The organism is Bacillus sp. es.036 (assembly GCF_002563635.1).
Classification (GTDB): domain Bacteria; phylum Bacillota; class Bacilli; order Bacillales; family Guptibacillaceae; genus Guptibacillus.
The window spans coordinates 1847204-1872129 of record NZ_PDIZ01000001.1; the positions used below are offsets into that span (position 1 = coordinate 1847204).

25 protein-coding genes, 1 pseudogene and 1 riboswitch are annotated in these 24926 nt (G+C 38.6%); of the genes and pseudogenes, 7 read left to right on the forward strand and 19 right to left on the reverse strand.

All coding sequences use genetic code 11. From position 1 onward, the window contains the following. Window positions 1–6: 6 nt before the first annotated feature. The 9 genes and pseudogenes from ATG70_RS09465 to ATG70_RS09505 form a co-directional block, all read right to left on the reverse strand. Window positions 7–825: an ABC transporter permease gene (locus tag ATG70_RS09465; RefSeq protein ID WP_257147653.1), complete on the reverse strand. Its 819-nt coding sequence runs from the start codon at window positions 823–825 to the stop codon at window positions 7–9. Then, window positions 822–1706 carry an ABC transporter permease gene (locus ATG70_RS09470; protein ID WP_098444068.1) on the reverse strand — a complete coding sequence of 295 codons (885 nt, stop codon included), beginning with the start codon at window positions 1704–1706 and terminating at the stop codon, window positions 822–824. Before ATG70_RS09470 ends, ATG70_RS09465 begins: the two co-directional genes overlap by 4 nt. Then, window positions 1675–2913, reverse strand: a complete 1239-nt coding sequence (locus ATG70_RS09475; RefSeq protein WP_098444069.1) for an ABC transporter substrate-binding protein — start codon at window positions 2911–2913, stop codon at window positions 1675–1677. The genes ATG70_RS09470 and ATG70_RS09475 overlap by 32 nt, the downstream gene beginning before the upstream one ends. Before the next feature lie 270 nt (window positions 2914–3183). Next, on the reverse strand, window positions 3184–4533 hold the full coding sequence (locus tag ATG70_RS09480) for a copper amine oxidase (RefSeq protein ID WP_098445776.1): 1350 nt from the start codon (window positions 4531–4533) through the stop codon (window positions 3184–3186). A gap of 245 nt (window positions 4534–4778) precedes the next feature. Then, window positions 4779–5439 (reverse strand): annotated as a pseudogene (locus tag ATG70_RS09485) (sulfite oxidase-like oxidoreductase). An 81-nt stretch (window positions 5440–5520) separates the two neighbouring features. Then, window positions 5521–5619: riboswitch (SAM riboswitch) on the reverse strand. Window positions 5620–5701: 82 nt separating this feature from the next. Beyond that, complete coding sequence (locus tag ATG70_RS09490; protein WP_098444070.1) at window positions 5702–6079, reverse strand: GNAT family N-acetyltransferase; 378 nt, start codon at window positions 6077–6079, stop codon at window positions 5702–5704. Window positions 6080–6360: 281 nt separating this feature from the next. Continuing rightward, window positions 6361–6792: a GNAT family N-acetyltransferase gene (locus ATG70_RS09495; RefSeq protein WP_098444071.1), complete on the reverse strand. Its 432-nt coding sequence runs from the start codon at window positions 6790–6792 to the stop codon at window positions 6361–6363. 141 nt (window positions 6793–6933) lie between these two features. Further along, window positions 6934–7497, reverse strand: coding sequence for a GNAT family N-acetyltransferase (locus ATG70_RS09500; RefSeq protein WP_098444072.1), 564 nt, complete (start codon window positions 7495–7497; stop codon window positions 6934–6936). 148 nt (window positions 7498–7645) lie between these two features. Then, the gene (locus tag ATG70_RS09505) at window positions 7646–7843 is read right to left on the reverse strand and encodes a hypothetical protein (protein ID WP_098444073.1); all 198 of its coding nucleotides are present in this window, start codon (window positions 7841–7843) and stop codon (window positions 7646–7648) included. A gap of 53 nt (window positions 7844–7896) precedes the next feature. Here ATG70_RS09505 and ATG70_RS09510 point away from each other — a divergent pair, with 53 nt between their 5' ends. After that, window positions 7897–8520, forward strand: a complete 624-nt coding sequence (locus ATG70_RS09510; protein WP_098444074.1) for a LysE family translocator — start codon at window positions 7897–7899, stop codon at window positions 8518–8520. A gap of 58 nt (window positions 8521–8578) precedes the next feature. Here the strand turns inward: ATG70_RS09510 and ATG70_RS09515 are convergent, their stop codons facing one another. Next, on the reverse strand, window positions 8579–9355 hold the full coding sequence (locus tag ATG70_RS09515) for a 3-hydroxybutyrate dehydrogenase (protein ID WP_098444075.1): 777 nt from the start codon (window positions 9353–9355) through the stop codon (window positions 8579–8581). Window positions 9356–9620: 265 nt separating this feature from the next. Between ATG70_RS09515 and coxB the strand changes: the two genes are divergently transcribed. From coxB to ATG70_RS09535, 4 genes are read left to right on the forward strand one after another with little or no spacing between them, the layout of a single operon-like run. Next, complete coding sequence (gene coxB / locus ATG70_RS09520) at window positions 9621–10328, forward strand: cytochrome c oxidase subunit II (protein WP_098444076.1); 708 nt, start codon at window positions 9621–9623, stop codon at window positions 10326–10328. Between the two features lie 3 nt (window positions 10329–10331). Continuing rightward, on the forward strand, window positions 10332–12281 hold the full coding sequence (locus ATG70_RS09525; RefSeq protein ID WP_098444077.1) for a cytochrome c oxidase subunit I: 1950 nt from the start codon (window positions 10332–10334) through the stop codon (window positions 12279–12281). Beyond that, the gene (locus ATG70_RS09530; RefSeq protein WP_257147654.1) at window positions 12281–12874 is read left to right on the forward strand and encodes a cytochrome c oxidase subunit 3; all 594 of its coding nucleotides are present in this window, start codon (window positions 12281–12283) and stop codon (window positions 12872–12874) included. The genes ATG70_RS09525 and ATG70_RS09530 overlap by 1 nt, the downstream gene beginning before the upstream one ends. A gap of 5 nt (window positions 12875–12879) precedes the next feature. Continuing rightward, a complete protein-coding gene (locus tag ATG70_RS09535) occupies window positions 12880–13155 on the forward strand; it encodes a cytochrome C oxidase subunit IV family protein (RefSeq protein WP_098444078.1) in 276 nt (91 codons plus the stop codon). A 45-nt stretch (window positions 13156–13200) separates the two neighbouring features. On the opposite strand, the gene ATG70_RS09540 is transcribed toward ATG70_RS09535, so the two are convergent. From ATG70_RS09540 to ATG70_RS09560, 5 genes are all read right to left on the reverse strand, one after another. Then, window positions 13201–15438, reverse strand: coding sequence for an FUSC family protein (locus tag ATG70_RS09540; RefSeq protein ID WP_098444079.1), 2238 nt, complete (start codon window positions 15436–15438; stop codon window positions 13201–13203). Window positions 15439–15633: 195 nt separating this feature from the next. Beyond that, complete coding sequence (locus ATG70_RS09545; RefSeq protein ID WP_098444080.1) at window positions 15634–17163, reverse strand: glycine betaine uptake BCCT transporter; 1530 nt, start codon at window positions 17161–17163, stop codon at window positions 15634–15636. 245 nt (window positions 17164–17408) lie between these two features. Continuing rightward, window positions 17409–18170: an anti-sigma factor gene (locus ATG70_RS09550; RefSeq protein ID WP_098444081.1), complete on the reverse strand. Its 762-nt coding sequence runs from the start codon at window positions 18168–18170 to the stop codon at window positions 17409–17411. Next, entirely contained in the window at window positions 18154–18726 is a 573-nt protein-coding gene (locus ATG70_RS09555; RefSeq protein ID WP_098444082.1) for an RNA polymerase sigma factor, read from the reverse strand. The genes ATG70_RS09550 and ATG70_RS09555 overlap by 17 nt, the downstream gene beginning before the upstream one ends. Before the next feature lie 187 nt (window positions 18727–18913). Next, on the reverse strand, window positions 18914–19159 hold the full coding sequence (locus ATG70_RS09560; protein ID WP_098444083.1) for an HPr family phosphocarrier protein: 246 nt from the start codon (window positions 19157–19159) through the stop codon (window positions 18914–18916). A 197-nt stretch (window positions 19160–19356) separates the two neighbouring features. Between ATG70_RS09560 and fabL the strand changes: the two genes are divergently transcribed. After that, on the forward strand, window positions 19357–20112 hold the full coding sequence (fabL, locus tag ATG70_RS09565) for an enoyl-[acyl-carrier-protein] reductase FabL (RefSeq protein WP_098444084.1): 756 nt from the start codon (window positions 19357–19359) through the stop codon (window positions 20110–20112). An 83-nt stretch (window positions 20113–20195) separates the two neighbouring features. On the opposite strand, the gene ATG70_RS09570 is transcribed toward fabL, so the two are convergent. Continuing rightward, entirely contained in the window at window positions 20196–21110 is a 915-nt protein-coding gene (locus tag ATG70_RS09570) for a phosphatidate cytidylyltransferase (protein WP_098444085.1), read from the reverse strand. A gap of 73 nt (window positions 21111–21183) precedes the next feature. Here ATG70_RS09570 and ATG70_RS09575 point away from each other — a divergent pair, with 73 nt between their 5' ends. Then, the gene (locus ATG70_RS09575) at window positions 21184–21735 is read left to right on the forward strand and encodes a hypothetical protein (protein ID WP_098444086.1); all 552 of its coding nucleotides are present in this window, start codon (window positions 21184–21186) and stop codon (window positions 21733–21735) included. A gap of 99 nt (window positions 21736–21834) precedes the next feature. Here the strand turns inward: ATG70_RS09575 and ATG70_RS09580 are convergent, their stop codons facing one another. The 3 genes from ATG70_RS09580 to ATG70_RS09590 all read right to left on the reverse strand — a co-directional run bounded on the left by ATG70_RS09580 (window position 21835) and on the right by ATG70_RS09590 (window position 24789). Continuing rightward, on the reverse strand, window positions 21835–22764 hold the full coding sequence (locus ATG70_RS09580) for a manganese-dependent inorganic pyrophosphatase (protein WP_098444087.1): 930 nt from the start codon (window positions 22762–22764) through the stop codon (window positions 21835–21837). Between the two features lie 143 nt (window positions 22765–22907). After that, window positions 22908–23552: an SDR family oxidoreductase gene (locus tag ATG70_RS09585; RefSeq protein WP_098444088.1), complete on the reverse strand. Its 645-nt coding sequence runs from the start codon at window positions 23550–23552 to the stop codon at window positions 22908–22910. A 61-nt stretch (window positions 23553–23613) separates the two neighbouring features. Continuing rightward, window positions 23614–24789, reverse strand: coding sequence for an MFS transporter (locus ATG70_RS09590; RefSeq protein ID WP_098444089.1), 1176 nt, complete (start codon window positions 24787–24789; stop codon window positions 23614–23616). Window positions 24790–24926 lie beyond the last annotated feature (137 nt).

Genomic DNA, 24926 nt, shown 5'->3' on the forward strand with positions numbered 1-24926 from the left:
TTCCTTTCAAACGCGATTAACAGCTCGAATAACCAGCCTCATCATAACTTCCACCAAAACAATAAATAAGAGGGGAAGCAAAGCAAAAAGAATTGAAAATCCTGCAATAACTGCTTCATTCGAACTCGAAAAATAGGGATAATATAACAATGGGAGGGTAATCACAGTACCTCCACCAATAATAGCTGTTAGCGCATATTGTCCTAACGATATAACAAAAGTTAAAAGCATTAAGCTTCTAATACTTGGTAGTAATAATGGTAGTGCAATTGTAAAAAAACGGGTGAATAGACCGGCTCCTAGTACAGACGCTTGCTCATATAGACTACTTCCCATCCTCTCATACCCTGCCCTCATGACACGAATCGCATAAGGTAGTGTAGGAATCAAATGCACAAAGACAACGCCTATCATCTTATCAGCTATACCAAATTGTATCATTGTAAATTGAAGTCCCATTGCAAGTAAAATGCCAGGGATTAAAATAGGAGATAGCAATAGTCCTTCAATAATTGATTTCCCTTTGAACGTATAGTGAGAGAGAGCCCTTGCTGCTGGTATAGCAAGAAGTATATTTAATAATACAACTAAAAACGCAACCTTGAACGTTGTAACAAGTGATTCAATTAATTTAGGGTCTTTCATAATACTCCGCCATGCATCTAAACTTAGTCCGTTTGGTAATAATGCTGGCCATCTCCATCCTACAGAAACGCTTTTCAACCCTATTGTTACAAAGGGGAGGATGAATAATATGATAAACAAAATAAGCATGAAACTAGTTGCTAACTCCCTTTTCCCTAAACCCTTCGAAAATAACCTCATCTGCTTCTCCCCTTTATCATTCTAAGCCTATGTTTTTGCACAGCTCCAATGGAAAGGGTCGCAAGAAGAAGGGCGATTACACCCGGAAGAATCATAGCTGAAAAAGCAAGTGGCCGCTTGCTCCAATCCCCATTATAGAACCATTCATACGCTCTGACCGGAAGCATTTCTGGTCGTGTGACTCCTAATAAGTATGGAATTTCAAACGCAGAAGCGACAAATGCAACTAATATTACTGAAGTTTCAATGAGTACGGGAAGTAACCATGGTAATTCAACTGTTCTAAAAGCATCCCAATTACTTCCACCCAGCGTACGAACGACTTCAGAATAGCGGTGATCGATTTCATAGTAAACAGGCAAAAGCATGAGAATTACAAAAGGAACTTCCTTCCATACATATGTTAAAATGATCCCGATTCCAAATTCCTCTTGAACAAGAACTGGAAAGTTTGCTCGATTTTCTAATGCCCCTATTTGATAAAGCAGAGAAGAAAGCAGCCCACTTTGTGAAAGGAACAGGAACACTAAATAACCTGCAACAAAATGCGGGATTAACATTGGTATCCATACAAGTAGCTTCCACGTTGAATCTTTAAATAATTCATATAACATTCTTGTCATTACTAATCCTATCACTAACGATAGTAAGGTTGACAGAATAGCAACTCGAAATGTTAATTTAAGAGAATGGAAAAAAGCATCACTACTAAAAAGTTCCGCGTATGCTGCGATCGTCCACTCTCCGTCTATTGTTTGAAAACTTTGAGCTACCGCTGACCACGTTCCATACCCTACCAGTAACAATGTGATCGCAATCGCAGGTAATAAATATAAACTTATTTTCCAGTTATTGCTCAATAATCCGATTCGCCCATTCATTATTAATCCACTCCGTGTAACCTGTATCTATGTCTGGTAGCTTATACTCGTTTAAGGCTTCTGTTGAAAGAACACTTTCTCCTCGATTAAGATTTTCAATCATTTGCTGATCCTCTTCACTCAATTTATCGAAATTCAAAACCGTTCCTTCTCCCCACATCTTAGGATCCATTTTAGCTATTTGAGCTTCTGGCGACTCCAAAAAATTAATAACCGTTATAGCTCCTTCTGGATTTGGGCTATTAAATGGAATACTGAGATAATGTGTATTTGAAATCGAGCCAGGATCTTTTAGAACAAATGACTTCGTGCTATCAGGAAACGTTCCATTCTCAATTAAACTTTCAGCTCTTGCTTCATTAAAGCCCATCGTCATTAAGATTTCGCCCTGACTATAAAGCGTATCAAGTTTGGTTAATGATTCAGGGTATGTTTCACCATTACGCCAAAGATCAGACTTAATATCATTAAGGTAGTTCCAGACGTACTCCTCAGAGTCTTGAATAACTTTTTTGTCAAACCCCTTAGATAGAAGACTTGACTCTTCACCTGCCCCCTTCATGAGAAGGTGCTTCACAAATGTATTGCCCGTAAAATCAGAAACGTTAGGATACGTAAACATCCCAGGATTATCGTGAATCCACTGTTTTAATTCACCAAGTGTACTAGGAGGTATGTCGACTTTACTTGAATCGTAATGAAAAACAAACTGAACATTTCCCCATGGAGCTTCTAAACCATCAATCTCCGTTCCCTGGTCATAGTTAGCATTTTGGTCCTGAGTTCCAATATATTCTTGAAAATGAGGCAATTTCTTTGAGAAAGAACCTAGTAATAAATCTGCATTCTTAGCATTTTTAAAGTTTGAGCCATTAATCCATATGACATCAATCGTACCCTCATTTTTGTTCGCTTTTTTCTCTGTCAAAAGCTTTTGCATAAATTCTTCAGTATTCATCGGTTGACGGTTAAGAGTAATATTGTGTTCTTCTTTTAATCGTGGGGCAGCCCATTTATCAATGTATTGATTAATCCCTTCATCTCCTCCCCACATAAAGAGATTAACCTCTGTTCCCTTAGAGGAGGTTACGATTTCATCCCACTCCTTTGACAATACCTCTTTGTTACCCGTTTCATTGGATTCACTATTCCCACATGCAACAATAAAAAGTAGCGTTGCAATGATGAATGTAACCTTTCGCTTCATCTCGTTTCCCCCTTGTATAAACTATCCTAGCAACTGAAAGACACATTTGACGAACTTGATTGTGCTATATACGCATCCATCATCTATTTTCCCCTATTATTATACCCTTTTCAAAAACATGATGCTGTAACGCTCCTTACATCTTAAACATTAGTCATACCACTTCATTTAAAATAAGATTTTTAAGTTCGATCCAAGAAGAAAAGCAATAGCCAAATGGCTATTGCTTTCCTAGTGGGTATGTTAGGCTACCCGGTCATTTATTTTACCTTAACTGTTTTGCATCTTTCTACGAACAATCACACCGGTTGCTGCCATCGTTGCAAAAATCGCTGCAACAATCCATTCGATTGGCATTTGCTGTTCAGCAGTTCCACCCATACCTGTTTTCGGCATGTCAGTAGGCATTGCTTCCATAGCGAATTTATCCGGGAATTGATCTACAAAAGCTCCTGATAAACCTTTTGCTGGCATATACATATGTGCGTAAGCTTCACGAACAGAATCATAAGCAGCATCATAATCTTCCATTGTGTAGTTATCAAAAGCAGAAATTAGCTGGGTAACGTGCATTTGAAGTCCTTCAGATAATGCACCCGCTTCTAGTCTTCCTTCAGTAGCTGTTTCAAGGAAGCTTGAGAAATCAGCTCGATAATTTTCTAATGCTTTCATCGCTGCTTCTTTTGCTTCTTCATCTTCAGCTCCTGTTGCTTGAACGTACTCGACAAAGTTACCGATATGTCCAGACCACATTTCTTTAAATTGATCTCCTGCTTCCTCACCATAGACGGAAGTAATGGCAGCTGCGAGATCATCCGTATTCTCACTCAATGCAGCGGCAGAAGCATCGAAATCTTCAGATCCGTCAATACCGTTTTGCATCGTCATCATAGCAAACCCAGCATGCTCAGATAAAAGGTGACCTAGTGTTGCACGAAGATCCGATGCTGGCGTTACGGCTTTTGTATTTTCGAATTTATCCGGAAACTGGTCAGTAATAGCTCCAGAGAATCCTTTAGCAACCATTTGCATGTGCGCAATAGCCTCACGTTCTTTCTCATATGCCATTTCATAATCTCCAGCTACATAGCTATCGAATGCGCCTATCAATTGATTAATGTGTGCCTGAAGTCCTTCTGATAACGTATCGGCTTCTAGACGTTCACCAGTTGCATTTTCAAGGAACATGGAGAAATCTTCTTTATAACCGTCTAAGCTATCTAGCGCTTTTTGTTTTGCGTCTTCATCTTCATTCCCTGTTGCTTTCACGTAATCAACAAAGAATCCGATATGATTACTCCAGATTTCATTAAATTCAGCACCAGCTTCTTCACCGTAAACAGATGTAATCGCAGCTGTAAGATCTTCTGTATTTTCACTTAAGGCTCCGGCTGAAGCTTCAAAATCGGCAGATCCTTCAGCACCTTTTCTCATTGTTTCAACTGCAAGATAAGCATGCTCACTAAGTAAATGACCAAGATCCGCACGAAGATCAGCTCCTGGAGTTTCAACTGTTGGCTTGTCCATTTGCTTCTCGTGATCAGCAGCGAATGCTCCTGCAGTTGGTATTAGAAGTGAAAAACTAAGTGGAACAATTAGAAGTCCTTTTTTCCAGTCAATCACTTTCTTTTTCATATTCTTGTTCGTATTCATTTTCAAATCAACTCCCCTTAATTTTTGATTTACACTTAGCTAACGGAGAGAAGATCATTTTGGATCATTTTTATTTATGTTTTATTCGATAGTAAAAAAATCAGCAAACCCCCTTCACACGAGGGTTTGCTGATTTTTTTAGTTTATTATATTTTTTTAAAAGTAGAAATTCAGCAAAGCTCATTATCTAGTATTCATTGGTTTTTGATAATTTAGTCGAAATCCTTTTTCTCCCATTCGTCTTCAGGTATATCTAAATCCTCACCAGAAAAACGTTCTTCTTTAAATGGATCAGCATAATTATGAAAACCATTTTGTTCCCAAAAACCAGGTGAGTCCGCCTCAATAAATTCTATCCCTCTTATCCACTTAATACTTTTCCAAAAATAAAGGTGTGGAACGACTAAACGTAACGGCCATCCGTGTTTCGCTGTTAACTTCTCACCGTCGATCGAGTGAGCAAGTATAACATTATCATCTAATAAGTCGGTAAGATGAATATTTGTCGTGTAATTATGGTCTCCATGAAGCATAACATGATTCGACTCAGGGATAATATCGAGTTCTTTTATAAAATCCTTCATCAACACGCCTTCAAACGTATTATCAAAGCGAGACCATCGGGTAACGCAGTGTATGTCACATGTCACCTTCTTCTGAGGTAATGCAAGAAGTGCATCATAAGAGAGAGACTTCACTCGCTACATTTCCAAACACCTTTAAGTCCCACGTTGTCATATCATAAGTCGGAACATCTCCTTCATGGAGAATAGGGAACCTTTCCGTTAATACCTGTCCTGGAGGAAGACGCTCTCCATACTTTTCGTTTGCTTTCGGTACTTTCATTTTACGAATACGGTCCGCTTTCTTCACAGACTTCACACCTTTCATTTTTTCATATGTAACAAAAAAACTCTTCCAATATAGGAAGAGTTCAGTCTTTAACAGAGCTCTCCCTCATCTTCCAGAGCTAAAGCTCTGCTGGAATTAGCACCTTGTTTATCAGGTTGCCGGGCATCAAAGGGCCAGTCCCTCCACCTCTCTCGATAAGGAAAAAAACATGTAATTGTGATTCATTCTATCGGTACCCTTTATTTATTGCAAACCTTTTCTAGAGTGCTTAATCTCCAATCTACTAATCTAGTTCTTTCTGCATCTTAATAAAAGAATAAACCCCTCCATTTGTATGTTGTTGAAAAGAATTATTTTTTTGAAACCCTGCTCTTTGATAGACTTTAATTGCTCTCTCGTTAAAGTCTGCAACAGACATAACGAGTGAAGATGGTCTATACAATTCAATCGCTTTTTCTATGCCAGCTTTTAAATACTCATATCCATGACCATTCCCAACCAGACCTGGACTCATCCCAAGTCCGATTTCAACTTGGTTACCTGATTTAAGAACGTAACTAAAAAAACCTATGAACTGATCCAGGCGATAAACGCTCCAGTAATGAGGATTATTAGCTGCTACTTCCCGAAATTCATACAAATCCTCAGGGTCTTCATCCATATTATAAAATGAGTAATCAACGGTATATTTCCATTAAATGACTCTCGCTGCATCTTGTTCACTCATTTGTTTAAGAATATAGTTCATTCTTTCCCTCTCCTTCTTTTTACTCATAGGAAAAGCCCCATGCCGGGAAATGCATGGGGCTCACACTTTATATTTTAAGGGGGACAGGAACCGGGGAAGTTCCTGTACAAACAGTGTAGCAAGTTCCAGGGGAATACTGATTGATTATGAGTTGTTTTTCACATTCTTTTAATAAATGAAAAGAACGTGGCAAACTATTTATAAACCATGATCGTTTGAAGTTCTCGAAAACCAATGTCTTTATAAATGTATTTTGCGAAGTTAGAGGAATACACATTCAAACGAATCTCCTCATATCCTTGTTCTTTAAAATTTTCAATACTCGCTTGCACAAGCTGCTTAGAGTACCCCTTTCCACGAAACTTCGGAAAAACAAATACATCGTAAATGAAACCATGTTTGCTTTCCGTAAAGTAATCCGTGTTTTCTCCAAGTAGTACCCAACCAGCAATTTCTCCTTTATCCCGATAAATGAGGTGGTAACCACCTCGATCAAGTATGGAAGATACTATTTCAAGTGCTTTCTCTTCTTTTACGATACCTGGATTTGTCGTTCCTTCGTTAACAGATTGAATGGAATTCGACAAAATAAAATCTTTTTCTTCGATTGTCGCTCGTTCGATCACACTATTCCCCTCCATCGCCAAAATCTTTCGTTAATCGTTAATTCTTGATAACAGAATCTAGTTCCTTCTTATTAATTAATTCCTTTATTATCCAAACGATCAAATCATCATTACACTACTACCTCCAACATAGGTGAAATTCTATTCGGTCGTTATGGCATAAACATAGGTATCGATTAACTTACTCCTATCTACTGATTGACTATTATTTTTTAAAATCGCCTCAAGCTGAAAGAAACATCGTTCTGCTACTTTTCTACTTTTCCAATTCTCCGCATTGCAACGGATTTCAATTCTTTTCGCACGAAGTTCTCGAATCGCAAATTTAACAATTCCCTGAACGGCCTCCGTCATATATCCCTCTCCACTATAGTTCGAATCAACCCAGTAACCGATTTCAAACTTACGAACGTTCCAGTCAATGCGATGCAAACCAGAAGAGCCAATGAACATACCAGTTTGTTTATGAAAGAGCAGCAGCCGTAAGTCTTCTCTTTTTAAGAAAGCTGCGTGAGATTCTCGAATATTCGCTTCAACATCGGCTTCTGACTGATCATTATGTGCAAATGGCATATATGGCTTAAGTTCGCTTAACGAGGCATGAATAGACTGATACACTGCTTTGCCATCACCTGGCAACGGATAACGAATATGTAAACGATCCGTGTAAAATTCATTAGGAAAATCAAGTAGAATCGGCTGCATGAAAAAAGTCCTCCAAAAACTCTAAAAGATGTCAGAATTATACCATTAATAAGAAATCTGTCAAGAAAGACGCCCTTTTCTTCCAATCTCTATCTTAGTTTTCCGCCTTTCTAGAAATTCTCCTGAAGAATTGATTTTTTCTTTCTCTTTATCTACCCCCTATCACGTTCTCAAAGCTTTCAGAAATTCGAATAGCCATTTGCCCAGGACCACAACCAACGTCGAGAAGAGTTCCTTTGCCATTTAAATGAAAGGTGGATGTAAGATATTGAATCACTTTCTCCGAGTACAGTGGTCTATATTTCGAATAATATGGGGCTGCTCCTTTAAACAAGTCTTTATACATTTTCACGCCTCCTATATACTAAAAATCAGATCCCGATGAAAGGAGAGTTTCAGTTGGATGTTACACTCATTTTATCATTCTTAGGAGCTGCCGTTCTCTTAACAATCATGCCAGGTCCTGATAATTTATTTGTGTTAGCTCAAAGTATCACTCAAAATAAAAAAGCAGGTATTGCTACCTCCCTAGGGCTTTGTTCAGGCCTTCTCGTACATATTTCTGCTGCAGCTGTCGGAATATCCGCGATTCTTTACCAATCTTCATTTGCCTTTACTATCGTGAAATTAATTGGGGCTGCTTATTTACTGTTCATGGCTTATGAAGCTTTTAAAGAGCGAAACGAATCTTCTAAGCTTCAGAACCAACCATCTCGAACTTATTTTTCTCTATATAAGAAGGGCATAGTAATGAATGTCTTAAATCCAAAAGTTTCTTTGTTCTTCCTTGCTCTCCTACCACAGTTCATTGATCATCAAGCTGGCTCTCCCACTTTTCAAATGTTTTTATTAGGTTTGGTGTTCATTGTTCAAGCACTTATTATTTTTAGTCTGATTAGTGTTTATTCTGGAAAACTAGCAAGCTATATCACTGGGAATTTAACGTTGTTAAGAAGATTTAATCTCACGAAAGCAGCGCTACTCGCTTTTATTGGTATCCAAATTGCCTTCAGTAAAAACTAAAAAGCAGCGCCTCCAAAAAGAGAGGCGCTGCTTAACATTTTCGATGTTGTAATGAACGTTATTGGGCTGTATACCCACCATCAATAAGAAGAGCTTGTCCAGTAATACTCTTCGCTGCATCGCTTGCGATAAACATTGAGTAGTCGGCAATCTCTTTCACTTCAAGTAGTCGTTTTTGTGGAACAAGAGGGTAAATAACTTCTTCCAATACCTTCTCAAGCTCTACTCCACGTTCTTTCGCTAAATCTTCCATTTGTCCTCTTACAAGCGGTGTATCCACATAGCCAGGTGCCATAGCATTTACTGTAATGCCGTGCTCTGCACCTTCTAGTGCAGATACTTTCGTAAGACCGATCACACCATGTTTCGCGCTGTTATATGCGGCTTTACCAGCAAAACCAATTACTCCATTGATTGATGCCATGTTTATAATTCGACCAAATCCTTGTTCCTTCATAATTGGAAAAACATGTTTCGTAGCAATAAATGGAGCTGTTAGCATAATATCTTGCATCATTCTGAATTTCTCAGTTGGAAAATCTTCTAATGCAGCAACATGTTGAAGCCCAGCATTATTAATAAGTACATCTACGCGACCGTATTCTTCAACAGTACGATCAATCGCTTGTTTGATTTCCTCTTCACTTGTAACGTCTGCTTTAATCCCGATAACTTCATAACCTTTATCTCGAAGTTTTTGGGCAGCTTCCTTTGTACCCTCTTCATTTATATCAGAAAGAACAACTTTTGCACCGTTTGCTGCAAATGTCTCACCAATTTCAAATCCAATTCCTCTAGCTGCTCCTGTAATAAATACAGTCTTGTTGTTAACCATGAATCGTTCCTCCTAGTGTAAATCCTAAATTTATTTTCATTCTCACACACCTCCATTTACCCTTTACAACGATTTATAAACAAATTCTATCCCTTTTTTTTAACTTCACGCTTTTCGTTATTTTCAATTAATTCACCGCAAATATCTACCATTATATAAAGGTTCTTAAGGTCTTACGAACGAGAAGATCTACTGTTTGATCGAACTTCATTTTGGGTACTGAGAATAGACAGAATGATCCAAAACTGGAAGGAGATAAAAAGAAATGACGTTTCGCCATGCCCTTTTTGTAATCGTTATCATTTCGGCTTCTGGATGTTCTAACATAGCTGTTTTGAATCCTAAAGGCTCTGAAGCACAGTCAGAGCTTAACTTACTTTACCTTAGCTTAGCCTTAATGAGCATTGTCTTACTGGTTGTTTTTACTTTATTTACCCGATTTTTAATGAAGTATCGCGAGCGTCCTGGACAAGAAAACGACTTTCCCACTCAAGTTAATGGGAATAAAAAACTCGAAATCACCTGGGTAATTATACCGATAGTAATTTTAATTATCCTGGCATTTCCAACATTTTCCACTACATATCAACTTGATAACAAGGCAGAGATCGTTCGTGAACCTTTAGAAATCAACGTTACAGGCCAGCAATACAAATGGAAATTTTATTATCCAGAACACGACATAACGCTCGAAAATGAAGTGAAGCTACCTGTGGATCGGCCGGTTGTCTTTACGCTTCATTCGAAAGATGTGATTCATTCTTTCTGGATACCACAACTAGGTGGGAAAAAAGATGTTCTTCCCAACCAAGAAAACAAGTTAACACTAACACCGCTTGAAACTGGAGTCTATGACGGAAAGTGCGCTGAGCTTTGTGGAGCAAATCACGCCCTCATGACATTTGATACTACCGTTATCGAACAAGAAGCATTTAATCAGTGGACACGTGTTGCTGATATACAGGAGGATTAAATTATGAATGTGATTTTAGACTACCTCTTATCACTACCTTCAGATATTATTTTTGCAGATCTTTCATTTACTATTATGCTGATTGCCGCTGTTTATTTGTTAACGAAGTATGCAAAATGGAAATGGCTGTGGAGTTGGATTACATCTACAGATCATAAAAAAATTGGGATTATGTATTTATTTGTATCGTTTCTCTTTTTTATTCGTGCTGGAATTGAAGCCTTGCTTATACGAATGCAGCTTGCTTTCCCTAATAATGAATTCTGGGTATTTCAAGGCGAACGATTTAACCAATTAACTAGTACTCACGGAACAGTCATGATTTTTCTCGTCGCTACTCCTCTTCTAATCGGTTTGATGAATGTAATTGTTCCTCTCCAAATTGGTGCGAGGGATGTTGCATTTCCTTTTATGAATTCTTTAAGTTTGTGGTTATTCATTTCAGGGGGCATTTTGATTAATGTAAGTTTCGTAGCAGGAGGCTCACCTAATGCTGGGTGGACAACGTATGCTCCTCTTGCATTGAAGGAATTTACGCCTGGACCCGGGAATAGTTATTACCCGATAGGACTTCAAGTTGCTGGACTCGGAACAATTATGGGCGGGATCAATTTTATCGTTACGATTATAAAAATGAGAGCGCCCGGTATGCGATTTATGAGAATGCCCTTATCAACATGGTCGATGTTCATTACATCTATCCTCATCGTGTATGCATTCTCCGCTCTTGCCGTTGCTTTACTATTGCTGACATTTGAGCGACTTTTTGGGACGATTATCTTATCAGCATCGGAAGGCAATCCATTAATTTGGCAGCATCTTTTCTGGATATTTGGTCACCCTGAAGTTTATATCATCGCCCTACCTGCTTTCGGGATATTTTCAGACGTCATTAGTGTTTTTTCAAAGCGAAAACTCTTCGGTTATCCTTCTATGGTTTTCGCCATTATACTTATTGGATTTCTCGGTTTCATGGTCTGGGTTCATCATATGTTCACAGTAGGGTTAAATACGAATATTACGATCTTTTTTGCCCTTACAACGATGCTAATCGCTGTCCCTACTGGAATTAAGATATTTAACTGGCTATTTACAATGCGAGGAGGTAGGATTCGCTTTGATACACCTATGCTCTATGCATTAGGATTCATCTTCACTTTTGTTATCGGTGGCGTTACTGGTGTTATGCTTGGCACCGTTCCAGCAGATTATCAATACCACGATAGCTACTTTGTCGTTGCTCACCTTCATTACGTGATCATTGGCGCCACAATTTTCGGAGTGTTCTCTGGTGTTTATTATTGGTGGCCAAAAATGTTTGGGAAAAAACTGCATGAAACCCTTGGTAAATGGAACTTTTGGACTTTTGGCATTGGATTTCATATTACCTTCTTCCCCATGCATGTTATGGGATTAATGGGAATGCCACGACGTGTTTTCACCTATCCGGAAGGGGATGGCTTGGGCTTTCTTAATTTTATTAGTACGTGCGGTGCTTTTATGATGGGGATTGGCGTATTATTTTTCATGATAAATATTTACATAACGACGCGTTATACCAATAAACGCGTATTAAATGACCCCTGGTTCTCTAGAGGACGAACGCTCGAATGGACAATCCCATCTCCACCTCCAGCCTATAACTTCGCACGTCTACCTGAGGTAAAGAGTCGCGAGCCGCTGTGGGATGCTTATGAAAAAGGAAATAAAAATATCGACTTTATAGGTGAATACGAAGATATTCATCTCCCTAACTCCACTTCTCTTCCATTCTTTATCGGAATTGGTTTTCTGATCGCTTCTTTTGGTTTCGTATTCGAGATATGGCCAGTCGCTCTATCAGGGATGTTGATCGTTTTTCTTATAATGAGTATTCGATCGTTTCAACGGAAAAACGGTATTCATATTCCTAAGGAGAAGGTAAGGGTACAAGACAGGAGGAGTGAGGATTAATGGAAACAATGTCCGCTCAAAAGCACCTGAACCATAAGCAAGCACAAATGAATATCCTTGCTTTTTGGTTCCTTATCGGTGCCGAGATTGTGGTGTTTGGTTGTTTATTCGGCATTTACCTCGCTGTTAAATCCTTAACAGGTCAGGGGCCAACCCCAGATGAATTATTTAAATTAAATGAAATAATGCTTTCAACTGTTGTTTTACTAACTAGTAGTTTTACTTGCGCAATTGCGGTTTATTTTCTAAAGCTTTCTAAGAAGTTATCGACGCTTCTATTCTTTCTTATCACGATTTTACTTGGCTTAGCTTTCATTGGATTGGAAATAAGAGAATTCACTCTTTATGTAGAAGAAGGCGCTAAGATTTCTACTAGTGCTTTTCTTGGTGCATTCTATCTGCTTCTTGGCACTCATGGCTTTCACGTCTTATTTGGTGTCATCTGGATTTCTTTATTATTAGTGCAACTTTGGCTAAAAGGAATAAATCAAGAAACGGCCCCAAAGTTATTTATCGCGAGTCTTTACTGGCACTTTATCGATGTGATTTGGGTGATGATTTTTACTATTGTTTATTTAATAGGAAAGGTGTGAAACGATTGAACAAGCATACTAAAAAAGAGATTCATAAACTCTTCCTTTCGTTCATCCTAATGATTTTATTAACAGCTTTAGCTTTTTTCCTTGTTCTCTATCATCTCATTTCACCACCTTTCTTAATCGTTCTTATCACCTTCTTTGCTCTCATTCAAATCTTGATCCAGCTGGATCGATTTATGGATATACGTGAAAAGGAAGGTAAATATCGTTTAACATCTCTAATAGGTGGAAGTTTTGTTGCTCTCCTGGCGATTGTTTACTTAATGCTTCTTTAAAAGGTCGTTTTATGATTTTTCACATGCAAGAATACTCCGGAGGGCTTAACGCTCCGGAGTATTCTTGTAGAAATCATAGCTTGCTGCTTCTCTTTTCTTGGAAACACCTAACTCTTTCCCTAATATTAAAAGCGACTGGTTAATTCTCCAGATATAGTACAAGTCATTCACAAATTTCTTCACTTCTTGATCTTCTTGGGGAATGTTTTCTGAAAGACCTTCAATATATTCCCTTTCTTTATTTAGATTGTACATGATTAATCCAGTCTCACCTTTTAGAAGTTTCAGTAAGGTAAGAATATTGTGTTTTATTACTTCCTTTACTAGCTGAAGCGTTTTTTCTGATCCTTTGACAATAGTCGAACGACTGTTACGATTTGTAGAAGCAAGTAAATGCTTAGCAAAATAATTAATCGCGGTTAGAACGGTCAACCAACGCTCAATTCCTGAACGAGCTAGAATAGCAGGTCTGTTACGAAGTGGCCTTGCATCTTCTGCTATTTTCCTCATCTGTTCGTCAATACCAAACGCTTGGTTGGTAAAATCATAGTGTTTCTTACCATCTGTAAAAGATTCAAGATAATCTGTCACGTACGTACTTAATTTAGTTAAAAAATCTTCAGCGGTATTTGCAACCTTATCACGAGTGCTTTTCGGATAAATAATTGCAGCTGCAAGAAACCCGATAAAGGCTCCTGCAAGTGTATCAAATACTCGAGCCATTAATATCTGCTCAGTAATACCACCCAATATAAAATCGTACATAATCGCGATCAGCATCGTCATCCAAAACATCATCATAGCATAGGAAATGGATAATAAATAAAATGCCATAAAGATGCAGCAAAACAACGCAATTAACTCTAAAATAACCTGACCCGCAAGAAGATGTGCCAGTCCAAAACCAGCAATGGCACCAAAAATTGTCCCAAGAGATCTTTGAAATGCTTTCTGGAGGGTCATTCCTACGGTATCCGTACCTAACAAAACAACAAAAGCAGAAAGAAGAACCCAGTATTGATGAGCGGGCGATAGAAAATATCCTAGAAAAATCGCCACTGCTCCTGCTACTATAGCCTGTAAAGCTTTTATTGTTGCAGCTCTCGGCTGTTTCGCCTTTTCTTCTATGTTTACGTTCTCTTTCTTTATTTCTTCAGCGTCTTCTAGCCGCTCTTTCTCCTCAATGTTTGCTATCCGTCTTTCTCCGAGTTCGATTGAACTATCAACTAGGTGATTGGCAATTGATTCAATCCTTCTAATTAGCCACAGCCAATCTTTATTTTGATGATCGGAAACTCTCAGTTCAATTAACTGATTTTTAAGCTCTTCTATCACGTTCTCTGTTTGCTTTAAATTTCCGACAATGTCATGACTTCGCAACACTTCCGCATCTCGAACCGATTCTACCAGCTGATAAAGCAGCTTTCTAACTTCATTATGCTCTAGCGCGTGAAGTTCTTTCATTCTTTTAACTGCTGGATAAAGAGTTTCAATTAACATCTCAGCATCGAATACGTACATTCTTAATTGCTCTGCGTCTATACCTGGCCATACTTCTCCTGGATCTGTAGTTGTTAATTGGCTGGATATGACTTGAGCATATTCATTTAACTTTTTGACATCACGTTTTAATAGAAGTGCCCTATAGCGATTTGGAGTAGGATCTGCAATTGCATCAAGAACAAGATCAAGCGTAAGGTTTGTTTGGATGTGGAAAGAGTTCATACTTCGACTTAGTTGTCTTTTCGGTTTGTTTTTGAAAAGGATAAAATGATACAGATAAGAAAACCCGCCACCTACCAGTATCCCGATAATAAATCCAGGCAAATCAAGTGGCTGAAGATTTAAAAGGGTTGAAAAATAAATCGATAAAAAGGCGATCATAAAGATACCAAAATATCGAAAACCATAATGCTGTAAATAGTAAGCAAAAAAGATAACGAGCAAAAACAATCCATCTGTCATAAAGGGGATCGAACTAAGATAAGTTCGCACAGTTAGCCAGATCATACTTGAAATAACTAACAAAAGCGCAGTGATTTTTTTCTTTTTATCTGTGTCATCATTCACAAGCAGTAATGACAAAAGACTCACGACACCTGCAAGAATAGCCGGTGTAAACGACATTTCGAGTAGTGCCGTCAACCATAGCATGAACATAACGGATGAAAAAACACTAATTGTAATTCTCGCTGCTTGATGTAACCTTGTCCTGCCGGGGTCTGCAGCAGCTAAACGAGCCCACCAGCTTTTTATGATCGATTTTTTATTTTTAGTCAGCATAAGTTAATCATATCGAAAATACTTTCGTTCTGCCAACTATGTGTATCGAATCTTTACTTTTTTCTTCTTTTAGCTAGTTGGTCTTATCGCCTTGACGACTTGTTATGTCTCCTTTTTGATCATTAAGGAGGCTATGTTTTTGTTACTACTTTGCAATAGAAAAACCTTTGAAGAAAATTCTTCAAAGGTTTTTCGTTAAACTGTTTTTAAATCTTTCTTCGCTTTTACTTTCTTATCCGTAGTCTTCTGCTTTCTAGGAACTTCTTCATTAAAGGATTTAAGCATTCCCCAACAGGTAAATAAAAGTATGATGGTTAGTGGAAAGGCACTGACAATAATCGCCGTTTGCATGCTCTCAAGGCCACCTGTCACCATTAAAACCACTGCAGAGGCAGATAAGATGAAACCCCAGCTGAATTTCACGAAATTTGGAGGATTTAAGCTTCCATTCGTCGTTTGCATACCTAAAACAAACGTTGCGGAATCAGCTGATGTGATAAAGAAGGTAGAGATTAACAATAACGTTACTACGGTTAAAATGCTTCCCAAAGGAAGTTGCTCATATAAATAAAACAAACCAGTCTCAAGACTTTGACCTGCTATATCCGTTCCCTGTGTAAAATCAAAGAATATGCCAGAGCCACCGAAAATACCAAACCAAAATGCACAAACAACCGTAGGTACAACCGTAACAGCGATCATAAACTCTCTAATCGTCCGTCCTTTTGAAACCCTGGCGATAAACGTTCCTACAAACGGTGACCAGGCAATCCACCATGCCCAGTAAAAGATCGTCCAGTTCTGAATCCATGATTCATTGTCCGCGTTCATCGGCGCTAATCTCATTCCCATTGCAAATATGTTTTGTACATATTCACCAAACGTGGTAACAAATAGATCTAATACAAATTTAGTTGGACCTAGAATGACGAAAAGAATAAGAAGTACGACAGCAAGAGCCATATTGGCATTACTTAAATATTTGATTCCTTTTTTAATACCTGTCCCAGCTGAAATTGTAAAGAGAACGGTAATAATAGCGATAATAATCAATTGTATTGTAAAGTTATTCGGGATATTAGTTAAGTAGCTCAACCCACCGTTGATTTGCTGAGCACCAAGTCCTAACGAAGCAGCTACACCAAATATTGTTGCAAAAACGGCTACGACATCAACCGTAATCCCGATCGGGCCTTTCACTTTATCGCCTATAAGTGGATAAAGAGTTGCACTCATTAATCCAGGCGCCCCCTTACGAAATTTGTAATACGCTAATGCTAAAGCAATCGTAGCGTAAATGGCCCATGCATGGAATCCCCAATGTAAATATGTATAGCGAAGGGCCAGGTGTGCGGATTCAACCGTTCCTCCTTCACCATATGGCGGGGTAGAAAAGTGGGACATCGGTTCTGATACTCCAAAGAACAATAGCCCTATTCCCATCCCGGCGCTAAAGAGCATGGCAAACCAGGTAAGTCTACTGTATTCAGGCTTATCTGTATCTTTTCCTAACTTGATATGCCCGAACCTGCTAAAAATTAAATAAATAGCAAATACTAAAAAGAATGTTGCAGCAAGCTGATAAAACCATCCAAACTGATCCAAAAAGAAATTTTGAGATACCGTCATAACCTGGTCTAGATTGCCTGGAGAGATCACACCCCAACTGACAAAAGCAATTGCAATTGCAATTCCAATCCAAAAAACTTTTGTAACTTTGTTCATCCTGTCCACTCCTATTAATATTTATGTGGATCTAAAAAATATTTCAAAATAATAACCACATGTTTTTAATCATAAGCATAAACGAGAATATTTTCAAATTTTTATAAGAATTTAGTATAATATACCCCGTTCGTGTTTACTACAAACAACTGTTTGTTTCCACATATCTCTTACTAATATCAATTAACACCTTCACTATTTTTCTCGATAAAAAAGCAGAGGCGGTCGCCTCTGCTTTTTGGAAATTATAATCCTGAACTTAATACTATTTTTCCTTTAGGTGTTTCACTTTTACTATCCGGCTCGAGTGTGATTGCTACAGCATCCCAGTTGTGATCTCCCTCATATTCAACCTGGTAGGCAACTTCGCCTTTACCTTGTTGATTTGGGGTAAAGAAACCAGCTCGATAAGGCTTGTCATCTTCAAGCAACCAAACCTGGTACACTTGATCACCTTCTGTTTCTGCCACGTCGTTAACCTCAACCACTAAATTCATTTTTCCATCTTCATTCATTAGAGCAGCAGAGCCTGCCGATGCTTCTGCTTCAGAAGGCTGTAACTGAACCGCTTTGATCAAAGAGGAAATTTCTTCTGGCTGTGTAGTCTCATCTTCACCTTCATTTACGAATGTATAAACATTTCCTGCTAGAGAAAGAAATAGAGCTGCTGCTAAAGCTGGGGCTGCCCACTTTTTTTGTTTTGGCTTTCTCTCTGTTTGGAGATCGGTTACGTTATTTTTTTGTTCAACCGAAAGACTTTCATTTGCAGTATCATTTGATTCAACCATATCACTTTCAAAAACGCTTGCCAGAACGCGTTCTTTCATTCCGGCAGGCGGCTCTTCCGGGATGGAGAGATAAGGAAGGTCACCTGTCAATTCTTCCAGCTCCTTTAACTCCTCTCTGCACTCTTCACATGATAAGAGATGAGCTTCGAACTGCTCTCTTTCTTCGTTTGATAAGGTTCCATTAAAATAATCGAGCAGTTGTTCACAATTTGCTTTCATCTGAGACCCCTCCTTTCTCACCGAGACTGGTTTTTAAATGTTTTAACGCTAGCCGAATTCGGCCTTTCACAGTACCCAGCGGGAGGTCGAACTCTTCCGAAATTTTTTTATGGGTCATGCCTTTAAAATAAAACATCTCAATTATTTTCTTTTGATCACCTTTTAGTTTTGACACGGCTGTGCGAAGTATCTGACCTCTTTCTTTCCACTCAACCTGGTCCTCCACTGATGCTTCATCACTATGCAATGCGTCACGTTCGTCTAATTCAAAGTCCGGCTCTTTCGACTGCTTACGTAAGAGATCAATAGCTGTATGTCTCGTCATTGTAAGTAGCCATGACGAAAACTTTCCTTTCTCTTCACTATACTGAGCCTTTCCTTTCCATAGCTTAATAAATACTTCTTGCATCACTTCTTCAGCAAGTCCTCCATCTTTTACAATTCGGTATGAGAAAGAATATAAAAGTTTTTCATATCGATCGTAAAGAGACGAGAGAGCTTTTTTATCCTTTGCCTGAACCTTATCATACAGCTCGGCATCGTTAAGTTCTCTCATATCATTCTCCTTTTCATTGAAACTGACGCTAGCCTGAAGAGGCAGAAAAGCTTATGTATAGCTAACGTTACTCAGTCTACTTTAGATGTGTTTTTTCGAAAAAATTTCTTAGAACCGCATGAAACCGTTTAATAAATAAAAAAAACGATTAGACTGTCCCCTTTAAAAAAGCCTTCCAATGGAAGGCTCACGCTTCTTCAAATAACCCTAGTGAAAGGAATGCATCCTTAACGGCTGATGAATGACCACCTTTAACATCCAATTCGAGCGTCTGATCAGGTTGTAAAGAAAGCGCTAGGACACCTAGAAGACTTTTGGCATCGACTACCCAATGTTCTTTTTTCAATAAGATCGTTTCCTCAAAACGGCTTGCAGTATTCACAAGTTGACTGGCAGTTTCAGCAAAAACTGGTTTTAACACTTTTAACTTCATCTCCGCTCTCCTCCCACTTACTCGTAATTCTTTATCTAATTCGAATTATAACATAACTGTCCGTGTCCATAATCTTTAAAGCTTTTTTAGAGTGCTATTTCGTGATCAATCTACCTGCTTTTTCATTTACGAAACTTTTCACTTGATGCATGTTCCTGTATGATAGGAATGATTAGATAAAAAAGAGGTGACGTAAGATGGCTAATAAGGTAGCACTTATAACAGGAGGCACACGTGGCATTGGTAAAGCAATTGCTCGAAAATTTGCTTCTGAAGGATACAACCTTGTACTTAACTTTATGAGAAAGAAAAAAGATGCTGAACAAACGAAACAAGAATTAGAACAAGAATACGGCATTACTGTACATATTGTTAAAGCAAATGTTGGTGAGGTGAAGCAAATTACTGCTCTCTTTCATGAAACAGAAGAAACATTTGGCCGACTAGATGTTTTCGTTAATAATGCCGCATCAGGTGTATTAAGACCGCTTATGGAGATTGAAGAAAGCCATTGGGACTGGACACAAAACATCAATGCAAAGGCTTATTTATTTGCTGCACAAGAAGCAGCTAAAATAATGGAGAAAAATGGGGGAGGAGCGATTGTAGCCCTTTCAAGTCTAGGATCCATTCGAGCACTTCCAAACTATGTGGCCGTTGGTGTATCAAAGGCATCCGTGGAAGCAATCACACGATATTTAGCGGTTGAGCTATCACCAAAAGGGATTGTCGTAAATGCTGTATCAGGCGGAGCTGTTGATACAGACGCACTGAAACACTTCCCGAATCGAGAAGAATTACTAGATTCTGCGAAGAAAAGAAATCCAGCAGGACGCCTTGTCGAACCAACAGACATGGCCAATACTACTTACTTCTTAACAACTCCAGAAGCAAGTATGATTCGTGGCCAAACCATTATTGTGGATGGTGGACTATCTTTACTTGGTGAATAATTATGTGAAAGACAGCGGTCGTTCCGCTGTCTTTTTTACTATTATGTACATTAGCTCTAAGGCTACAATTGCACGAGTACCAGTTACATAAAATCGAAAAAGTAACGAATCACATGAAAGAAAACAGGCGAAGTATAGGCAAGGCTGTCTACCCTACTCAAATAACTCTCTTCTAAAGCTCTCGGCTTTTTGCTATCTCCTAGTAGCAGGTCGCGTTTTAAAACTGAGATGGTTAAACTTCCAAGAAAACCAGCAACGCTAATTAAAATCCCTGAGAAAACGCCGAACAATGAATCAAATGGTGTTAAATATGGAAATAGTGTATAAGCAAACGCAGTCGTTGCTAGTAACGAACAGAAAAAACCTTCTAACGTGATGTAAGGATTTGAAGAAGGTACAACTTTTCTCTTTCCTGCATATAGCGATACCACATAATGAACCACATCATTTACTTGAGTTAAAAGAACCAGGAACAAAACGAGATTTGCTCCATATACAGGGGAAGCAATCTGAAAATAAGCTAGATGACTTAAACCAAAAACCATCAGCATTAAGCCCCATTGCGTCGAACTTACTGATCTCAGAAATCCGAGTGTACCCTTCCCAACTATACGAGGCAGTGGAAGTAATAAGAAAACGTATACGGGAATAAAAACGATGAACATACCATACCAATCAATGAATATCCAGTAAAATTGGATAGGCACCGCCACATATGACCATAAAAAAATTCTTCGATCAGCTTTTCTTGTTCTCATCATGGAGAAGTATTCTTTCAGCGCAAAGAAACTTAGAACCATTAGCGAAAATAGAGAAACAATTGGGTTAAATAATGTGGCCAAACAAAAAACTCCATACATCCCCCACCATGTTTTCACTTTTATTGTAAGGCCCGTAAAATCCTTATTAGGTTGCTTTTTCTTCACAATAATAAAAATTGTCTGTGCAGATAGTAATGAAAAGAATATAACGGTCAGTGTCCATACTGTACTTTCCAGAAAGGCACCTCCTTACCATGATTGAAATGTTATGTATAATGAAAGAAAACGTCAAAACAAAAAGGAGTCGATTATGACTCAAAAAGTATACATTTTACTTTCTGATACAGGAACTCTCTTTACAAAATCGATCAAAAAATATACCAAAGCTCCATATAATCATGCCTCTCTTGCATTCGATGATCAATTGCATGATATGTATAGCTTTGGAAGAAAAAAACCGAATAACCCTTTAACCGGTGGGTTTGTAAAGGAAAATGTCCTCACAGGAACATACCGCCGATATCCAAACACAACATGTGTGATTTACGAATTAAATGTCACCGAACGTGATGTGATTAAAATGAAGCGGTTACTAACAATCTTCATTAAAAATAAACAACGGTTTCTTTACAACATTCTTGGTGTTCTCGGTGTCTCAATGAATGAACCTATTGAGTTTAGTAATTCTTACTTCTGTTCGCAGTTCGTAGCTGAAGTTCTTCATCGATCAGGCATTGAACTTTGGGATAAGCTTCCAGCCCTTGTTACGCCTGACGATTTTCGAAAATGCGAACGCCTCTCCCTCATTTACGAAGGAAAACTACTTGATTATGAACCTATTAAAAAGCAATTATTGAAGTAATCTCACTCTTTATCATTTTCCTTATATGGGTAATTTTTACACATTTATTTATTAATAAGGACAGATTCGGATAGAATCTGTCCTCGCTTGGAGCGTATATTACGATGTAAACGTTTCTGTTAAAACAGGTACAATTTGTTTTTTACGAGAAACAACACCTTCAAGTACTGCCAGGTTTTCGATTAACGTTACGTTAAACGCCTTTTCTACTTGTCCAGCTTGCTTTCCTAATGCAAGAACTGTGGAGTTGTTTGTCAAAATGTCTGTTACTACAAGAAGGAATAGATCGAGCTCTTTTGCTTCAATCGTTCTTCTCATCTCTTCTTCCACCACGTCCTGACGTGCAAGTACATCGAGAGTATCAACAACGTTTACCTGAGCTACTTCAACCTTAGCAGGTCCCATTCCAAATTCTTTTGCATCGAGTGAAATGAGTTCTGCTGGCGTTTTGCTGCTCATATCTGCCCCAGCCTTAAGCATTTCAAGACCGAAAGTTTCTGCATCAACGCCTGCAATTCCTGCCAGCTCACGAGCTGCAGCGATATCCTCCTCCGTACATGTTGGTGATTTAAAAAGAAGAGAGTCAGAGATAATCGCCGAAAGCATAAGACCCGCTATATTTTTATCAATCTGAATGTTGTTTTCTTTATATAGCTTGTTAAGGATTGTCGCTGTACAACCAACCGGTTCTGCACGATAATAAACAGGATCAGCTGTCTCAAAGTTGGCGATTCGGTGATGATCAATTACTTCTAAAATTCGTACTCTTTCGATGTCTTCAGCACTTTGTTGACGTTCATTATGGTCAACAAGAATAACCGTACTCGCTTCGTTAGAAACTGTTTGAACCATACGAGGAGCTTCAACATTGAATTGATCTAATGCATACTGTGTTTCACCATTAACTGCACCAAGACGGACAGGCTCTACATCCATACCTAGTTTACTTTTTAAGTCTGCATAAACAAGTGCAGAAGTGATCGTATCTGTGTCAGGATTTTTATGTCCAAAAATCAATACTTTTTCCATTGTTCGACTCCTTTTGAATGAAAAGATTTATGTACTCAATACATATTGTAAAGATCTCTTCCTATAAACTCAATATTATTTCATATTATTCTAACAAGAAAAGTAAGGAAACGGATCCCCACATAGGAGAATCCGTTCTTATTTTATAAAGAATCAATCGCTTTACTAATCTCATCATCTCCTGAAATGAGGTCAAACGAGCGACGAATCGTATTCTCTTTTGTTAGTGAAGAAACCACCACTTGAGCTACATCTTCACGCGAGATTGACCCGCTACCGAGGTTTTCAGCAATTGATACCTTCCATCTTCCGGGTTCATTTAAAAGTCCACCTGGACGAACAATTGTATAGTCTAATTTACTCATTTCCAACAATTTGTCTGCGTAATGTTTGGCTGCATAGTACGGCAGGAGTGACTCATGCCAATTTTCTCGATTGTGCGCCTGAAGGGCACTAATCATAACATACCGTTTAACACCTATCTTTTCAGCAGCTTCTATCGTTTTTACAGCTCCATCTAAATCCACTAATAGCGTTTTATCGGATCCCGTACTCCCACCTGAACCTGCGGCGAAAATTACCGCGTCACTCCCTTTCATAGCTTCAGAAATAACTTCAACCGAGTCTTCAAGACTTGTCACTACAGATTCAATTCCCCTATTAGCTAATTCATCTGCCTGCTCTTGTTTTCGAACCATTGCTTTCAAGGAATGGTCCTTGTTGCTATGAAGAAGATTAACAATGTTTTGGCCAACCTGGCCGTTTGCTCCAATAACGAGTACATTCATCATAAAACGCTCCTTTCGAACAATCTATGCCCATTATTTCAAACCCTTTTTACTATCGCAACTAACCAGCTTGCTTTTTCAACAAGGATGACACGGTCCGACGATCTCTTGTCATAGAAAATACTGCTGACGCTAGTGCTAGTAGTATAAACATTCCTCCAACTGTTGCGTTCATTCCCACTGTGTATTGTTCAATAGCATAGGCACCAACAGAAGAGCCGAGGGCAATACCAAGATGAAGAGACGAATTATTTAAACTTTGTTGAATATCAGATGATTCAGGTGCCAATTCGATTAAATAGCTTTGTTGAGCCGGTGTGATCCCCCAGCTTAGCATACTCCAAATCACCATAATAATAAGAAAAAGTGGGAAAGAGAACGTGGTATAAGGGATGACAAACATCGCCACTGCAAAAACTATAATTGATATTAGTATGGTTGGCCTTGTACCAAAGCGATCGGAAGCAACTCCGCCTAATCCTCCTCCAGCAACAGCTGCTACTCCAAAGATTAGATAAACAATACTTACCCAATTTCCCGATAATCCAAGCGTTGTTTTTAAAAACGGGGTGAGGTAGCCATAAAGTGTTAAATGACCGGTTAGAAACAGAAAAGATGTTAATTGAGCAGTTAAAATACGCTTATCCTTGAGTGTTCTGATTTGCTTACGAATTGAAATGGCTGGTTTTGGCTGGATTTTTTCCATAAACAAAGCAACCCCAGCCATTGCTAATACTGTAAGACCAATAATCAGAATAAACGGTGCCTTCCATCCAAAAGCATTTCCTAGCAATAAGCCAATCGGGACACCTAAAACGAGTGATGCACTGATTCCCATAAAAACAACACCGATTGCTCGTGCGCGATATTCCTGTTTGACGATGTTTGATGCCATCGTAACGCACAAAACAACTAAAAGAGACCCGCTTGCTGCAGAAATGATCCTTGCTGCCATTAACACCGAAAATGTTGTACTTAGTACAGCGATGAAATTACCTACAAGAAAAATAACAAGCGATAAGAGCGTCAGTTTTTTTCGTTCTATTTTTGCGGTCATCGATAATAGGACTGGACCCATCACCGCAAACACAATGGAGAAAACACTAATTAACAGCCCTGTTTTTCCTAGACTAATCTTTAGATCATCTGCTACAAGATCAAGAATGCCTCCAATAATTAGTTCAACCATACCAACTACAAACGAAACGATGGTAAGTAAGTACACGCGTTTATTCATTTTTCCTCGCACTCCTTATTCAAAAGTTACCACTAAAAGGGTAACTCTTTTTAAGTGATTAAGCAATAGGAAAATGTAGGTCGCTTTTACCCCCTTAAACGGTTGTGCTATCATTAAAAGAAATGACCAGTAGAAGC

What these genes read in the sequence shown, in the direction of transcription:
- ATG70_RS09575 (WP_098444086.1), top strand. Translation starts at nt 21,184, where the DNA reads ATGACTCAAAAAGTATACATTTTACTTTCTGATACAGGAACTCTCTTT.
- ATG70_RS09560 (WP_098444083.1), bottom strand. Translation starts at nt 19,159, where the DNA reads ATGAAGTTAAAAGTGTTAAAACCAGTTTTTGCTGAAACTGCCAGTCAA.
- coxB (WP_098444076.1), top strand. Translation starts at nt 9,621, where the DNA reads ATGACGTTTCGCCATGCCCTTTTTGTAATCGTTATCATTTCGGCTTCT.
- ATG70_RS09515 (WP_098444075.1), bottom strand. Translation starts at nt 9,355, where the DNA reads ATGGTTAACAACAAGACTGTATTTATTACAGGAGCAGCTAGAGGAATT.
- ATG70_RS09580 (WP_098444087.1), bottom strand. Translation starts at nt 22,764, where the DNA reads ATGGAAAAAGTATTGATTTTTGGACATAAAAATCCTGACACAGATACG.
- ATG70_RS09470 (WP_098444068.1), bottom strand. Translation starts at nt 1,706, where the DNA reads ATGAATGGGCGAATCGGATTATTGAGCAATAACTGGAAAATAAGTTTA.
- ATG70_RS09525 (WP_098444077.1), top strand. Translation starts at nt 10,332, where the DNA reads ATGAATGTGATTTTAGACTACCTCTTATCACTACCTTCAGATATTATT.
- ATG70_RS09540 (WP_098444079.1), bottom strand. Translation starts at nt 15,438, where the DNA reads ATGCTGACTAAAAATAAAAAATCGATCATAAAAAGCTGGTGGGCTCGT.
- ATG70_RS09490 (WP_098444070.1), bottom strand. Translation starts at nt 6,079, where the DNA reads ATGGATGAAGACCCTGAGGATTTGTATGAATTTCGGGAAGTAGCAGCT.
- ATG70_RS09530 (WP_257147654.1), top strand. Translation starts at nt 12,281, where the DNA reads ATGGAAACAATGTCCGCTCAAAAGCACCTGAACCATAAGCAAGCACAA.
- ATG70_RS09505 (WP_098444073.1), bottom strand. Translation starts at nt 7,843, where the DNA reads ATGTATAAAGACTTGTTTAAAGGAGCAGCCCCATATTATTCGAAATAT.
- ATG70_RS09585 (WP_098444088.1), bottom strand. Translation starts at nt 23,552, where the DNA reads ATGAATGTACTCGTTATTGGAGCAAACGGCCAGGTTGGCCAAAACATT.
- ATG70_RS09475 (WP_098444069.1), bottom strand. Translation starts at nt 2,913, where the DNA reads ATGAAGCGAAAGGTTACATTCATCATTGCAACGCTACTTTTTATTGTT.
- ATG70_RS09500 (WP_098444072.1), bottom strand. Translation starts at nt 7,497, where the DNA reads ATGCAGCCGATTCTACTTGATTTTCCTAATGAATTTTACACGGATCGT.
- ATG70_RS09555 (WP_098444082.1), bottom strand. Translation starts at nt 18,726, where the DNA reads ATGAGAGAACTTAACGATGCCGAGCTGTATGATAAGGTTCAGGCAAAG.
- ATG70_RS09545 (WP_098444080.1), bottom strand. Translation starts at nt 17,163, where the DNA reads ATGAACAAAGTTACAAAAGTTTTTTGGATTGGAATTGCAATTGCAATT.
- fabL (WP_098444084.1), top strand. Translation starts at nt 19,357, where the DNA reads ATGGCTAATAAGGTAGCACTTATAACAGGAGGCACACGTGGCATTGGT.
- ATG70_RS09550 (WP_098444081.1), bottom strand. Translation starts at nt 18,170, where the DNA reads ATGAAAGCAAATTGTGAACAACTGCTCGATTATTTTAATGGAACCTTA.
- ATG70_RS09465 (WP_257147653.1), bottom strand. Translation starts at nt 825, where the DNA reads ATGAGGTTATTTTCGAAGGGTTTAGGGAAAAGGGAGTTAGCAACTAGT.
- ATG70_RS09590 (WP_098444089.1), bottom strand. Translation starts at nt 24,789, where the DNA reads ATGAATAAACGCGTGTACTTACTTACCATCGTTTCGTTTGTAGTTGGT.